General features: G+C 38.5%; 15 protein-coding genes. 8 read left to right on the forward strand and 7 right to left on the reverse strand.

Annotated elements, in window-relative coordinates; all coding sequences use genetic code 11:
• Positions 1-148 precede the first annotated feature (148 nt).
• Positions 149-1021, reverse strand: a complete 873-nt coding sequence (locus tag H5120_RS03860; RefSeq protein WP_182673646.1) for an SMP-30/gluconolactonase/LRE family protein — start codon at positions 1019-1021, stop codon at positions 149-151.
• Positions 1022-1188: 167 nt separating this feature from the next.
• Here H5120_RS03860 and H5120_RS03865 point away from each other — a divergent pair, with 167 nt between their 5' ends.
• Positions 1189-2025 carry a patatin family protein gene (locus tag H5120_RS03865; protein ID WP_182673647.1) on the forward strand — a complete coding sequence of 279 codons (837 nt, stop codon included), beginning with the start codon at positions 1189-1191 and terminating at the stop codon, positions 2023-2025.
• Positions 2026-2034: 9 nt separating this feature from the next.
• On the opposite strand, the gene H5120_RS03870 is transcribed toward H5120_RS03865, so the two are convergent.
• Genes H5120_RS03870 through H5120_RS03880 form a run of 3 tightly spaced genes read right to left on the reverse strand, consistent with a single transcriptional unit; the run spans position 2035 to position 4156 of the window.
• Complete coding sequence (locus H5120_RS03870; RefSeq protein WP_165723373.1) at positions 2035-2280, reverse strand: hypothetical protein; 246 nt, start codon at positions 2278-2280, stop codon at positions 2035-2037.
• Complete coding sequence (locus tag H5120_RS03875) at positions 2277-3872, reverse strand: PepSY domain-containing protein (protein WP_182673648.1); 1596 nt, start codon at positions 3870-3872, stop codon at positions 2277-2279. Before H5120_RS03875 ends, H5120_RS03870 begins: the two co-directional genes overlap by 4 nt.
• Positions 3869-4156: a hypothetical protein gene (locus tag H5120_RS03880; protein WP_182673649.1), complete on the reverse strand. Its 288-nt coding sequence runs from the start codon at positions 4154-4156 to the stop codon at positions 3869-3871. The genes H5120_RS03875 and H5120_RS03880 overlap by 4 nt, the downstream gene beginning before the upstream one ends.
• Before the next feature lie 236 nt (positions 4157-4392).
• On the opposite strand from H5120_RS03880, the gene H5120_RS03885 reads away from it, so the two are divergent.
• The 4 genes from H5120_RS03885 to H5120_RS03900 all read left to right on the forward strand — a co-directional run bounded on the left by H5120_RS03885 (position 4393) and on the right by H5120_RS03900 (position 8104).
• The gene (locus tag H5120_RS03885) at positions 4393-5166 is read left to right on the forward strand and encodes an undecaprenyl-diphosphate phosphatase (protein ID WP_182671077.1); all 774 of its coding nucleotides are present in this window, start codon (positions 4393-4395) and stop codon (positions 5164-5166) included.
• 206 nt (positions 5167-5372) lie between these two features.
• Entirely contained in the window at positions 5373-5594 is a 222-nt protein-coding gene (locus tag H5120_RS03890) for a hypothetical protein (RefSeq protein ID WP_007375621.1), read from the forward strand.
• 172 nt (positions 5595-5766) lie between these two features.
• The gene (locus H5120_RS03895; RefSeq protein ID WP_182673650.1) at positions 5767-7785 is read left to right on the forward strand and encodes an ATP-binding protein; all 2019 of its coding nucleotides are present in this window, start codon (positions 5767-5769) and stop codon (positions 7783-7785) included.
• Positions 7786-7843: 58 nt separating this feature from the next.
• The gene (locus H5120_RS03900; RefSeq protein WP_010555288.1) at positions 7844-8104 is read left to right on the forward strand and encodes a hypothetical protein; all 261 of its coding nucleotides are present in this window, start codon (positions 7844-7846) and stop codon (positions 8102-8104) included.
• A 117-nt stretch (positions 8105-8221) separates the two neighbouring features.
• On the opposite strand, the gene ahpF is transcribed toward H5120_RS03900, so the two are convergent.
• Both ahpF and ahpC read right to left on the reverse strand, forming a co-directional pair.
• Positions 8222-9796 carry an alkyl hydroperoxide reductase subunit F gene (ahpF, locus tag H5120_RS03905; protein WP_182673651.1) on the reverse strand — a complete coding sequence of 525 codons (1575 nt, stop codon included), beginning with the start codon at positions 9794-9796 and terminating at the stop codon, positions 8222-8224.
• Between the two features lie 155 nt (positions 9797-9951).
• The gene (gene ahpC / locus H5120_RS03910) at positions 9952-10521 is read right to left on the reverse strand and encodes an alkyl hydroperoxide reductase subunit C (RefSeq protein ID WP_002960601.1); all 570 of its coding nucleotides are present in this window, start codon (positions 10519-10521) and stop codon (positions 9952-9954) included.
• A 282-nt stretch (positions 10522-10803) separates the two neighbouring features.
• On the opposite strand from ahpC, the gene H5120_RS03915 reads away from it, so the two are divergent.
• From H5120_RS03915 to H5120_RS03925, 3 genes are all read left to right on the forward strand, one after another.
• Positions 10804-11223 (forward strand): DUF3429 domain-containing protein, encoded by a 420-nt coding sequence (locus tag H5120_RS03915; RefSeq protein ID WP_182673652.1) that lies wholly within the window; start codon positions 10804-10806, stop codon positions 11221-11223.
• 266 nt (positions 11224-11489) lie between these two features.
• On the forward strand, positions 11490-11891 hold the full coding sequence (locus tag H5120_RS03920) for a hypothetical protein (protein WP_182671072.1): 402 nt from the start codon (positions 11490-11492) through the stop codon (positions 11889-11891).
• A gap of 3 nt (positions 11892-11894) precedes the next feature.
• Positions 11895-12710, forward strand: coding sequence for a class I SAM-dependent methyltransferase (locus H5120_RS03925; RefSeq protein WP_182671071.1), 816 nt, complete (start codon positions 11895-11897; stop codon positions 12708-12710).
• A 27-nt stretch (positions 12711-12737) separates the two neighbouring features.
• Here H5120_RS03925 and H5120_RS03930 read toward each other — a convergent pair whose 3' ends face one another.
• Positions 12738-14342, reverse strand: a complete 1605-nt coding sequence (locus H5120_RS03930) for a GMC family oxidoreductase (protein ID WP_182673653.1) — start codon at positions 14340-14342, stop codon at positions 12738-12740.
• Positions 14343-14436 lie beyond the last annotated feature (94 nt).

Raw genomic sequence — 14436 nt, forward strand, 5'->3', positions numbered from 1 at the left:
ACTACTCAGTGATTTACGCGTAGTAAGCTAAGTAAGGCGTTGAAAGTGAGCAACCAATTATCGCCGGTACTGAGGTTTTAGTAACCAAAAAAGAAGTGGGTGTTATGGGGGTTACGCCTAAAAGCTAATCATCACTGAAAAGTACAAGTTACAGTAAAACTGGCGGCTCAAACTGCCCGTTTTTTATACCGGAGATCTGAAATACAGCGCCTTGTTCACCAACAGTATTATTAATCGCTTCATCAAATGCCGATGTCACAAGTAGTAACTCAGCATTTTCACCACCGAAGGCGGTGCACGTCGGTTTTAATGCACAAAGCTCTATTGTTTTAATTAACTCACCGCTTGGGGATAAACACATAACACATCCCATTCCCCAAACAGCTAGCCACAAATTACCTAATTTATCGGTTACGCAGCCATCGGGGTCAACATCAGTATTATTAAATTGATAAAAAACACGTGGCTCAGCGCAAGGCTCACCAGTTTTCTCATCCAGATCTAATACATAAATACAACTCGTTAAAGAGTCGCAGTAATAACCGCGTAAACGGGACTTATCAAAACACAATCCATTTGGGATACTCAAACCACTTACAACGGCTTTAAGCTGGTTTTTATAATAACGGTATATTTTACCATCCCCTTTTTTAGCATTTACATCCATTGTACTTAACCAAAAGCCACCCCATGGATCAGCACGGCCGTCGTTTGAACGTCGATTTAGCTGTGTATTTTCAATATTAAGAATAAGATGGCGAGTGCTTGAATTAATATGGTATTTGTATATACCAGTACTTGTCCCTAGCAATAAGTGCTGCTCATCAATCCACGCTATTGCACTGAGCGTATCGGGCATATTCACGGTTTTTAGTTGGCTTTTGCTGTGTATATTTTTGCTTAAAAGTAATTTTTTATTTATATCGACCCAAAAAAAAGTGTTCAGCATAGGATGCCAAAGAGGACTTTCTGCAAGCTGACTCTGTGTGCTTTCAAAAATGGTTACGCTAGGATCAAACATAAGTAGTTATTCTTTATTATTAACAAAGCCTTGTAATACTAAACCTTACCAGAAAGCAGTGAATTTCGCGATGTGTACCCGGCTTTAATTTTTTATCATCTTCAGTAATCTCTATCGCATTTTTTAGACTGAGTTGATAACATCAAATTTCATAAAAAGGATTGGCCATGAACAACAATAATAAAAACACACTCGTCGTTGAAGGCGGTGCAATGCGCGGTATATTTGCCGCTGGTGTGCTTGATGAGTTTTTAAAACAGCAATACCAGCCATTTGAACGCTATTTTGGTGTTTCAGCTGGAGCAACTAATATAGCCGCATTTTTATGCAAACAACCAATGCGAAATTATAAAGTAATTACCGACTATTCATGTCGTCCTGAATTCATTAATTTAGCGCGCTTTATTAAAGGTGGTCATTTATTTGATTTAGATTGGTTATGGCAAGAAACAATTCGCGAAATACGCCTTCATACAGAGGTATTCGAACAAACTCCACAAGAGTTTTATATTGTATCTACGGCAATCGAATCAGGCAAAGCACACTATTTAAAAGCCACCAGCGCCGATATGGTGGATCAATTAAAAGCATCATGCGCTATACCCATTGCATACCGTGACTACCCTATTATTAATGACATAGCGATGACCGATGGCGGTGTTGCTGATTCAATTCCGGTTATAAAAGCTTACGAAATGGGTGCACGCGAAATCACCGTTATTTTGTCTCAATGTTTAGGCTATCGTAAAAAACCAAGTAAGGCACCTTGGCTTACTAAAAAAATGTATAAAAACTATCCAGCATTAATTCAAACGACCTTAAACAGGGCTAATTTTTATAATAAGTCTATCGATTTTATTATGAATCCACCTAGTGACTGCAAAATCAATATTATTGCTCCACCGTCTAATTTTAAAGTTGGCCGAACCACTAAAAAGTTTGAAATACTTAATAGTGGTTACAATATGGGAGTTGATACTGCTAAGGCCTTTTTAGCTAAATAAATGCATTATTTACCCTAATAATTGCGGCGCTTTACCCGCAATAACTGCAGTTAGTAACCCTGCTAACATAGCTCCTACAACGGTGCATATTGCACCGCCTAAAATACCATAAACACTCATAAAGCATATCAGCGCTAAACTAAATAGCAGTGTACATAAAAAAGCTTTAGTGGGTATTGTGAGTGTGTTTTTGCGTATATTGAGCATCATTAATAATAGACTTACCATGGCAATTATAATTAGTAGTTCGTTCATGCGGGTTGTACCTCTGCTTGTAATTTTTGTGTGTTTTTTATTTTTAAGGCACCAAAAATACACGCGATACCCACCACCATAAAACTTATATCTACTATCGCGACAAGCGAGCTATTAAGGTTAATAACATTGCTCACGCCAAATATAATATTGAGCGGCAGCACCAAAGCAAGCGAAGCGCCGCATAGCAAAAGAGTCAGCTTAAAATAGTTTTTATAACCTATAGGCAATACACTTGAGAGTAACCATGCCAACCACGTATAAAAAAACACGGGTCCAAAAAAGCTATTTTGCGCCACACCAATAACGGTATAATTAAGTACAACTTGCAAAGGAAATAACACAAAGCTTGCTAATACCAAGCCTCCACAACTACCAATAATAAAACGATTCCAGCGTGCATATGCCTGCACACTCAGCGACGGGCTACTGCCACGTGTACGCTTTGCTAGCCACATCATCATGCCCGAAATAGGTAAAAGCGCAGTACTTAAGCCAAGCAATACCCAAAGTAATTTTACAAACACCCCTGCAAAGTTCCCAAAGTGCAGCGGAAACATCAACTCAATTACTTTTATCGAAACACCGGAAATATCACCAAAACTACTCATCGACTGCACAAACTCACCATTGCCTTTATAATGCAGTAATTGAGAAGCAACTGCCTCGCCACCTAACAAACGCAAATACACCTGCGCATTCGCATCGTTATGCGCCATTATTGTGACATCCCTAATTATTGCTTCAGGGTAACGACTATGCACATTGTCTAAAATAGTGTCTATTTTTGTAGGTTGCTTGATGTGGCTAACTACCGGCTCAGGAATTGCGGTAAACGTTTCTATTAACTTATCTTGATCGCCACCAAAGCTCACAAACGCAGCAGCTGGTAATAAAATAACGGTCGCAAGCCCTAAAAATGATCCTGTAAAACCAATTACAATATTAAATACGCTGCCCCAAATACCTATGACCTTATGAGCATCGCTCACTGCAATATCTAATCCTTTATCTCGCCTAAACGTAAAGAGCTCTTTTATCAATTTACGATGAATAAACAAGCCTGTAACTGCACTTACTAAAAGTGTTAAACCTAAAAAACCAGTGAGAATTAACCCAATTGGTCGCCCTAAATGCAAATCTGCATGAAACTCACCTATGTAGGTTGGCGCATCTGTTTTTTTATTAGCGTAAAACTCTTTACTAGGCCCATAGTAAGTATTTTCCAGCGCCAAAGTATCCGGATGAAACTGGAATACTCTGGCCACCTCTTGGTCATAGTTTTCATCGCCATGATGGGATTCAAATACCAACGTTAATAAATGAAAGTTATGTCCACTTGGTAAAAACACATGAATGTTTTCGCCAAATTCACTAGGCACCTGTTTATGGTATTCGTTTACTAGTCGATTAATTTGCGCGCTGGCAACGTGTTGGCTAGATTGTAGCTCTGGATTTGCCCATATTTTTAACTCAGGTCGCGACAGAACTGCTAACGCCCCACTAAATGCAACAATAAATAGCAGTACAGCAGTAATAATTCCTACCCAGCTATGTAATAAAAATAGCTTTTTTAAAGTAATCGACTTCATCCCTGCCCCTGCGTTAACGCCCAAAAACTCAATAAACCATGTGATACACACAGTGCAATCATTACAACAAACGGTTGCCATACCTTTTGCGCCAAATACGCATAAATAAACAACGCAGTCCAAATAACAGGAAAGAGTAAAATAGGCAGTAATATTTGTTCATTCATTTGAAACGGTAAATAAGTTGTCATACCCGGAATCATTATTACCGCAGTAATTAGCGCTAACACACATGCAATTAGGTGCCTTCGCCGTGTAGCTGTAAACGTTTTTTTATTATGCATTATTCGCTCATTAAATTTGCCCAAACATATACAAAACAGCATATGCAAATGATAACAATTGTTATTATATTGTGCATTTAAAACTTAATGCAATTTATTAAACACATTAATTCTAAAAATACTGTTGGTTTGCTTTAAGAGCTTTTATGCTACGCCTCGCAATTTAGGTACGCAGTAATGCGTCATTTCAGTTAAGCCGAGTTCGGGCTTTTTAATTTTTCAGGAAGCAGTAAACCGTGGATATAATTAACGCGATTATTTTAGGTATTATTGAAGGAATAACAGAGTTTTTACCCATATCATCAACTGGGCACTTAATTGTAGCGTCAAAGTGGTTAGGCATTGAATCAACAGACACTAACCTCGCCTTCGAAGTCATTATCCAACTTGCCGCCATTTTAGCGGTACTAGCCAACTATAAAGACAAGTTTAGCCCTAAACATTTTAATTTATGGATTAAAGTTGCCATTGCATTTATTCCTTTGGGCATTATTGGTTTTATATTTAGTGATGTAATAAAAACACTGTTTAGCGTACCGGTAGTAGGTGTTATGTTTATTGTAGGCGGTGTGATTTTTTTACTATTAGAGCGCAGTTATAAAGAGGCTCACTGTACAACTACCGATGTAACCCAAGTTACTTATAAACAAGCACTTTGGATTGGCGTAGCACAAGTATTTGCGTTAATTCCGGGGACTAGTCGTGCTGGGAGCTCTATTGTTGGTGCCATGTTGTGTGGTTTAAACCGAAAAACCAGCGCTGAATTTTCATTTTTACTTGGTTTACCTGTACTTGCAGCAGCCTCAGGGTACGACTTACTTAAACATTACCAACTGTTTAGCTTAGATGACCTAACTGCCCTTGCTGTAGGTTTTTTAACGTCTTTTATAGTTGCTTATTTTACTATTAAACTATTCATACGCTTTCTAGAAAATTTCACTTTTGTTAGTTTTGGTCTTTACCGAATCGTATTTGGTGTTATTTTATTAACTAACCTAAATTCTGGTTAAGAGATTTAAAAACACTATAAATAATAACGATATTTAAGTCTGTTTCTCTCTAGCTAGAAATTTTTGGTGAAAACAAGGCGAATTTACGCGTCAATAGCTGGTCTATTGCAAGGAAATTCAACGCAGTTAGCGCTAAAAATAGCTGCTTGAGATAGATTTATTATTCAGAACTCAGGTTAGCCATAGCCTACACATAAGAGAACATTATGAGCGAAAAAATAAACGAAGAAGCACTCCACGCCCTAAAAATAGCTTTTACTTACATGCCTAAAGCGATTGAAGTGACAAAGTATGAATATGGCGAGCGCTACCAAAGCGTACTTGATCACATTGAAGCTGTACGTGAAACACTGCTTATTAACGATGTTGACCCAGAGGAAGTAGGCGGCGATATCAACCCTGAGTACACACCAAACTCAACGTACTAATATACACAATAAGCTGCGAGCAACTTACTCGCAGTTTGTGTTTAAATCAGTTGTGCTTAATTAGAGAAAGTTTATATAAAGTAATAATTAACTAAATATATTTAATTTTTTTGTTAAACTAGTGCTTTATCAAGCTATAGACTCAGTTCTAAAACCAACAGGATGTTTACTATTGAATTTTCTTAGGCAATTTCACGACATAGTATCTAACCAAAGCTTAGACTTTGATGAAAAAAACCATCAGCTACTAGCATTTGGACTTAAAGTGTTTAACCTTGATTTAGCTATTATTAGTAAGGTCGAGAAAAACTGCTATACCGTGCTACATGCCATTACGCCAGATAATGCATTAGAAATAGGTACTCAATTTGATTTAGATGGCACCTATTGTGTACACACTCTTAGTGCGGGTTCTGCACTTGCATTTCATAACGTCTCACAAAGCGCAATTGCTGACCATCCTTGCTATGCAAACTTTAAACTTGAGTCATATATTGGGGCACCTATTAAAATAGGTACCGATATATTTGGAACTGTAAATTTTTCTTCTGCCAATCAATCTCCAGTATTTACAGATGCCGCCTACGACTATATTGAGCTATTTGCGCAGTGGTTAGGGGCAGAACTAGCTCGCAGCATCACTAAAGAAAAATTAATAAAAAACAGCAATAGCTTATTAAAACTAGAAAGCATAGCAAATATAGGCACGTGGGAAGTTGACCTTACTAATAATAAAATTTATTGGAGTCAGCAAACTAAACAAATCCATCAAGTTGATGAAAACTATCAGCCTGAAATGGAATCTGCAGTTAACTTTTATAAAGAAGGTACAAGCAGAGACGAAATAAGTAAAGCAGTTGAGCTTGCTATACAACACGGCGAAAAGTGGCATCTAGAGCTTGAAATTATTACAGCCAAAAATCAGACCATTTGGGTATCTACATTTGGTGAAGCCGAATTTGACGGTGATACCTGTGTACGTTTGTTTGGTACCTTTCAAAATATTACCGAAGCAGTGGCTTTAAGAGAAGAGCTTAAAAATAAACAAGAACAAGCCGAGCGATTACTCGAAGATAGAAGCATGCTTTTTGCAAAAATAAGCCACGAACTTAGAACACCGCTAAATGGCATTACGGGCATGCTTACTACGTTAATAGATGAACATAACGAACAAAAGAGAACCGAAAAAATAATAGTCGCGCTGCGTAGCGCAGATATACTCTTGAGCATAATAAACGAAGTACTCGATTTTTCTAAAATTAACCACGGTGAGTTAAAACTAGAACCCACGGATGTTTTATTAAATACAACATTTACTGATCTCATTTCTTTGTACACCCCGTTATTTAAAAACAGCAATGTAGAACTAGAAGTAAAAAATGAAATTTCTGATAGCTGCTGGGCATATTGCGATAACACACGCCTAAGTCAAATTACCTCCAACTTATTAAGTAATGCGTTAAAATTTACTGAGCGTGGTTGTGTAAAACTGCACACGTCTGTGATTAATAACAATAATAAATTAACGCTAAACATTAAAGTCGCCGATACGGGAAGAGGCATGACTAGCCAATTTCTTGAATCTTTATTCTCCCCTTTTACTCAAGAAGTAGATGCTAAAAACAGTAAAGGAGGCACAGGACTTGGCCTCGCAATAGTTAAAGAACTTGTTGAGTACATGGGCGGAACAATCAAGGTAAGTAGTAAAGTAAATCAAGGAACTACTTTTTCGCTAAGTATCCCTATAGAGCTCGGTAAAGAGCAAAAAGTAGAACTAAATCCACTATCAAAAATAAACATTAACGCTTCTAAGCTTTCTGTTTTAGTGGTGGATGACAACGACATAAACAGACTCGTTCTTGATGCGTCGCTTAATAAACTCAATATAAAGCCAGACTTTGCAGTAGATGGGCAAGATGCCATATTTAAATGCGAGCAAAAGCATTACGACCTTATTTTTATGGATTGTATTATGCCTATACTCGATGGTTTTGAGGCTACAAAACAACTGCGTTCAAAAAGTATCTGTCCGCACGATTCAACCTATATTGTTGCCCTTACAGCTAATACTTCATCACAAGATAAATTAGCATGCAAACAAGCTGGTATGGATATGTTTATTTCAAAACCGTTTAAAATGCATTCTTTAGAAGTTGCTATTGCGTCAGCGGCGCAATTACTAAAGCTTTAAAAATATTAGCTTTGCACACTTAACCGCGTGCTAAATATAGTTAGATAAGGCATTAACAATGAAAAACATAATTAGAACTATATTACTAACTGTCCTTATTGTTGCAGTATTTAAAGGCGTTTCCACTGGGCAATGGAGCTCATCAATAACAATAGTTATCGTATCAGGCGTATTGCTGTTAGTTACATTTATAAGTGCTAAGTCATCACGTGGATCATCCGCTTATACTGGCAGTGACTCATCAGTTTCCTCTAGCAGTAACTCATCGCATTCTCATACAAATTGTAGCGGCGGTGATTCTGGCGGTGGGTGCGATTAAATCGTGAGCTAATTCTTAAGCATTAAAAAAGCCGCCTTTGGAGAAGGGCGGCTTGGGTTAACAAACAGCTATGGGTGTAGCCTTGCTGTTATATCAAGAGAGTTTTTACTAATTACATTAAGCAGCGCTTTGATCAGCTTCTTCAGAGTGACGAATTAAATAATCAAATGCACCTAAACTTGCTGTTGCACCGCTGCCCATTGCAATAATAATTTGTTTAAACGGAGTATTGGTTGCATCCCCCGCGCCGTAAATTCCTGGTAATGAAGTTGCGCCTTTAGCATCAATCAGTATTTCACCAAATTTACTTAATTCAAGGTCGCTGTCTTTTAACCACTCTGTATTTGGTATTAAGCCTATTTGTACAAATATACCGGCAAGTTCAAGCTCTTTGCTCTCTCCCGACACTCTATCTGTGTACATTAAGCCAGTTACTTTTTTGCCATCACCAAGTACTTCGGTTGTTTGTGCACTTTTGATAATAGTAATATTTGCCATACTTTTAGCTTTACGAATAAGCACTTCATCAGCACGTAGTGTGTCTGCAAATTCAAGTACCGTAACGCTTTGCACAATATTGGCTAAATCGATTGCCGCTTCTATACCTGAATTACCACCACCAATTACAGCAACAGGTTTGCCTTTAAATAAAGGGCCGTCGCAATGTGGGCAATATGCCACACCGTGGCCACGATATTCTTGCTCCCCTGGTACGTTCATTTCGCGCCAGCGTGCACCAGTTGCAAGTACGAGCGACTTAGCTTTAAGTACTGCGCCATTTTCTAGTGTAATTTCATAACCATTGTTATAACCAAGTGCCGCTGCACGCTGATTATGCATTACATCTACATCGTATTCTTTAACGTGCTCTTCAAGCTGAGCAACCAATTTAGGCCCTTCAGTCGCTTTAATCGAAATAAAGTTCTCTATTGCTAATGTATCGGCAACTTGTCCACCAAATCTATCAGCCACAATGCCTGTATTTAACCCTTTTCGTGCTGAGTAAATTGCAGCCGACGCGCCCGCTGGGCCGCCACCAACTACAAGTACATCAAACTCGCCTTTTTCGCTTAGTGCTGCTGCTTGTTTAGCAGCCCCTTTGCTATCTACTTTATTAAGTATGTCAGTAAGGCTTAGTGCACCTTGGCTAAATGGTTCGCCATTTAAATATACAGCCGGTACAGCTAAAATATTTCGCTCTTCTACTTCATCTTGAAATAATGCACCGTCAATCATGGTGGCTTTAATATTACTGTTTGTTGCTGCCATAGTGTTAAGTGCTTGCACTACTTGCGGGCACGTTTGGCAACTTAAACTTATGTATACTTCAAAGTTCAACTCTTGAGTAAGCGATTGTATTTGCTCAATGTCTTCGCTTTTAGCTTTACTTGCGTGTCCGCCAGTATGCAAAAGTGCTAACACTAAACTTGTGAATTCATGACCCATAGGTACGCCTGCAAACGTAATATGAGTGTTTTTAATAGGCGAATATACAACCATTGACGGGCGACGTGCGCTTGTATCAGGATTGCTTATTACAGTAAATTTATCGCTTAGTGAGGCTAAATCGTTTGCTAAGCTTTCTACTTCTGCTGATTTTTTGCTGTCATCCAAGGCAATAAGCAGCTCAACAGGTTGAGTAAGCGATTCGAAATGGCTTTTTAATTGATTTTTTATGTTGTTATCTAACATGGCTTAACCCTTTTAGGAAAATTTAAACAGCAAGCCTCCCATGCCAAATAATGCATGTGCTTAAACAAGTATATTGATATAGGAGGCACCAACAAACGGATGTTCGTTGATTTAAGGGCAGTTACCTGCCCTTATAAAAGTGGGTAAACCTATATTTAGATTTTACCAACTAAATCTAATGAAGGTGCAAGTGTGTCTTCACCTGGCTGCCAAGATGCAGGGCAAACTTCACCATCGTGAGTTGCAATGTATTGTGCAGCTTGTACTTTACGAACTAGTTCTTTAGCGCTTCGGCCAATTCCTAAATCGTGAGTTTCGATTACTTTAATTTCGCCTTCTGGGTTCATTACAAATGTACCGCGAAGTGCTAAACCTTCTTCTTCAATCATTACACCAAAGCTACGTGTAATACGCCCTGTTGGGTCGCCAATCATTGGGTAAGTAATTTTACCGATAGTGTCTGACGTGTCGTGCCATGCTTTATGAGTAAAATGAGTGTCAGTAGATACTGAGTAAACTTCTACGCCCATTTCTTGAAGTTGTGCATAGTAATCTGCAAGGTCACCTAATTCGGTAGGACATACAAATGTAAAGTCTGCTGGGTAAAAGAAGAAGATAGACCATTTACCTAGAACATCTTTTTCAGACAATTCTACAAAGTCACCGTTGTGGTAAGCGGTTGCATTGAATGGTTGTAATTTTGTATTGATTAATGAAGTGCTCATGGTATTTCCTCATCTATATTTAATGTATTTAAAAAGTAATCAACGCTCTCGTTTAAAACGACCTTCTGCGTTGGCTTGGTTAATACAATAAGGCTAATGGATAATTAAATAAAATTGATTGTTTAGATTAAAACAATCGGTTTTTTGGATTGAACTATATAATCCCTGTTATCGTAAGCATTATTTGGATTGTAAACGCTGGCGAATTATTAAGACCGCTAATCGCAATACTGCTACAATAGCCCCGCTTCAGATAAGTCATTAAATATAAGGCACACCGTAATGGAAAAATTTGTTAACCATATACAGCTAGGTTACCTAGGCTTAATCCCGTTTTTAGGGTGTGTAGGTTGGCCGCTCATGTTTGGCAGTAATAGCCTTAACTTGGAGTTTTTTACTTTTTACAGTATCGCCATTTTAGCATTTATGGCGGGTAACTTATGGCGCGCCGGAGAGCAAACTTATAGCAATGCTATAAAAGCTGTTGCGCCTGTAATACCTATACCATTTTTATCATTTTTACCTGTTGAGTGGGCACTCGCTTGGTTAGGTGCTAGTTTTTGGCTAGTACTTTTATTTGAAAAAGCCACGCCGCAATGGCAAACCTATCATAAAGATTATCAAAAAATGCGCTTTGTACTTACCTCTGTTGTATTTGTTTGTCACATTTTGACTATTGGTATGGGTATTTACCCTGAGTAACCTGAGCTCTGGATAATAAATCTATCTCAAGCAGCTATTTTCAGCGCTAACTGCGTTGAATTTACTTGCAATAGGCCCGCTATTGACGCGTAAATTCGCCTTGTTCTCACAGAAAATCTCTGGCTAGAGAAAATAAATTTAAATATCACCATAATTCAATGCGTTAGCAAATCTATTAACCAGAGTTCAGGTTAAATAGCAGCTGTAAACTTAAATATTGCGTGGTAATAAGGTAATATCCGCGCACTGCTATTTGAGGACACACCATGATTGACCAACTACGCCAACAACTCGACGAACTTGGCGAAAACTACGTAGAAAAAAACGCTGCATTTAAAATCAAAGTGATCCCATTTTTTTGTGCTATTCGCATTAAAAAAGATCATAAAAGCGAAGGTCGTTTAAGCTTTTATTCAAGTCAATTACTCGAAATATTTTTAGTCGTCTTATTTTTGCTATTCGGTTTAACACTGTACGATACAGATGCAGGATTTACTCACGGCCCTATTCATATTGCCTTTGCCATTTTAATTACCTTTAATCTTATTATTAAACAAATCGCTATTGAAGGGTTAAAAACCAGACTTGCGTTTCATCGTTTACTAGCAAAAGACGCACAAACAAATAGCGATATAAATAATACTGCTACAAACATAAACGCTAAATAAAATATGTATTTAAATCCTCAATGGCGAATACTCACCGTAGGCGATGGCGATTTATCGTTTTCGAACGCTATTTACACTCATCTATCGCCAAAAGCTTTGGTTGCATCTACTTACGATGACCAAACTACTATTGAGCAAAAATACCAGCACAATGCACTTAGCAACTTAAAAGCGCATAACGTTGAGGTACTTAATAGTTTTGATGTTACAAACCATGCATGTTGGCAAGCTCTAAGTGAAAACCAGCACAGCTTTGATGTGGTTATTTTTCAGTTTCCGCTTATACCTGCATTTGTTGGCCGTGAAGCGTTTGAAAACAACACGCGCCAAACCAGCATGAACGTATTAAACCGCGCTTTACTGCACCAATTTATTAAATACGCTAACGAATACGCGCTTGATAAAAATGGGCCAATGCTTTGTTACATCACCTCAAAGGATGTAAAACCTTATCGAGAATGGAATATAGAGGGGAGTTTAAATAACGGTTTAACCGCAGATTATTTAGGCCAAATCCCATTTGATATTAGCCATTTTGAAGGTTATAAAATTCGTAATGTTGACCGCGACAAACACGTTAAAGACACAAGCGGCATAACTTACGTTTTCAGCCCAAAAAGTCTCGATAAACATACTAGCGAATTAAGCTCACGCCTTACAAAGCCTGCATACTTAACATCTAACCATTGCCCCCTATGCCGCGTTGGGCCTTATGTGGCAAGCGAGGACGAAGCCAAGCATCTAAACGCTAAAAAGCATCAGCAAATGCTACATCTCGAAAGCGATTGGCAACAATGGCTAAATGAGTTTTATCGCTAATTAATAGCCCTGCTATTGTTAATTCAATTATACGTTTTCGTGTTTAATTAAATCAGCCGCTTTTTCAGCAATCGCAATTACCGGCGCATTTGTGTTGCCGGTAATAATAGTAGGCATAATCGACGCATCAACTACGCGTAAGTTACTTACCCCGTGTACTCGTAAATTAGTATCTACTACTGCCATTGAGTCTTGCCCCATTTTACATGTCCCTACTGGGTGATATTCGGTATCTGCAGTTTGGCGTATAAACTCAATTAGCTGCTCATCATTATTTATATCAAGCGGGTAGAGCATTTTACCGCGTATGTTATCAAAAGCGTTGCTTTGCATAATAGCGAGTGTTTTTTTAAGACCAGCAAGCATTACAGTTAAATCATCTGGATGGCTTAAATAATTAGGGTCAATAAGCGGTGCACTACGCGGATTGTTATCAGCTAATGTAATAGTACCTCGGCTTTTGGGGCGCATAATACTGCTGTGTATACTGTAACCATGCCCAGTGTGTAATTTACGACTATGATCGTCCACCAACCCAATTACAAATTCTAGCTGCACATCGGGTGCTGGCGAGCCTTCAAATAATTTAATAAACGCGTGCGACTCTGCAAAATTACTGGTTAATCGCCCTTCTCGTTTACTAAACCAGTTAACGCATCCTTTTAAAATGCTGGCAATGCCAAGCGGGCTTATACCAAATGTGCCTTTACTTGTTTTTGATTTATAAAGTGGCACTACCGTTAAGTGATCTTGTAAATTAGCGCCAACACCTTCAAGTACGTGCTGAACCTTAATGTTATGTGCACTTAACTGCTCTTTTGGGCCAATACCCGAAAGCATTAATATTTGCGGCGAATTAATAGAGCCAGCACTGAGTATTACCTCTTTTTTAGCACGTAAATTAATAACCTCCTTATTACGCCCTATTTGCACGCCTTGCGTTATCTTATTAGCTATATTTATTTTATTAACGTGGCTATGGGTTAATACCGTTAAATTCGGGCGGTTTAAATGCGGTGTTAAATATGCTTTTGCTGCACTACAACGCTCGCCATTGTGCTGAGTTACCTGCGATAAACGCGCGCCGCTTTGCTCTTTACCATTTATATCGTCGCTTAAATTAACGCCCTGCTCAGCACAGGCATTTAAAAAATATTGGTTTACATTGCTTGGGTTACTTAGCTCTTGTATATGTAGCGGGCCTTTTATTCCGTGCAGCTCATTATTTATAAACGCTTTATTGTTCTCAGCTTTAATAAAGTACGGGAGTAAACTCTCAAAATCCCATCCCGTATTGCCATTAGCAGCCCATTGGTCGTAATCGTATTTGTTACCGCGAATATAAACCATTGCATTGGTACAGCTTGACCCACCCAATACTTTGCCGCGCGGCACAAAACCACAGCGGTTATTAAGCGCTTTTTGTGGCACCGTATTGTAATGCCAGCTATTTATGCCATAAGGCACACTCGCTGCTATGCCAGCTGGCATTTGCACAAATGCACTTTTATCGCTGCCGCCAGCTTCAATTAAACACACACTGACATTTTTATCCTCAGACAATCGCGATGCCATAACGCAGCCGCCACTGCCTGCGCCAATCACAATGTAATCAAATGTTGTATTGTTCATGGTGTACCTTAATAAAAGTTTTAAACGGCCTTAACAGTAATAGTGCATAGAAAAACCCAATAAAACTTGATATTTTTAGACATCACTTATTTGG

The sequence above is a fragment of the Pseudoalteromonas sp. SR43-2 genome, from assembly GCF_014163885.1.
Lineage (GTDB): Bacteria > Pseudomonadota > Gammaproteobacteria > Enterobacterales > Alteromonadaceae > Pseudoalteromonas > Pseudoalteromonas distincta.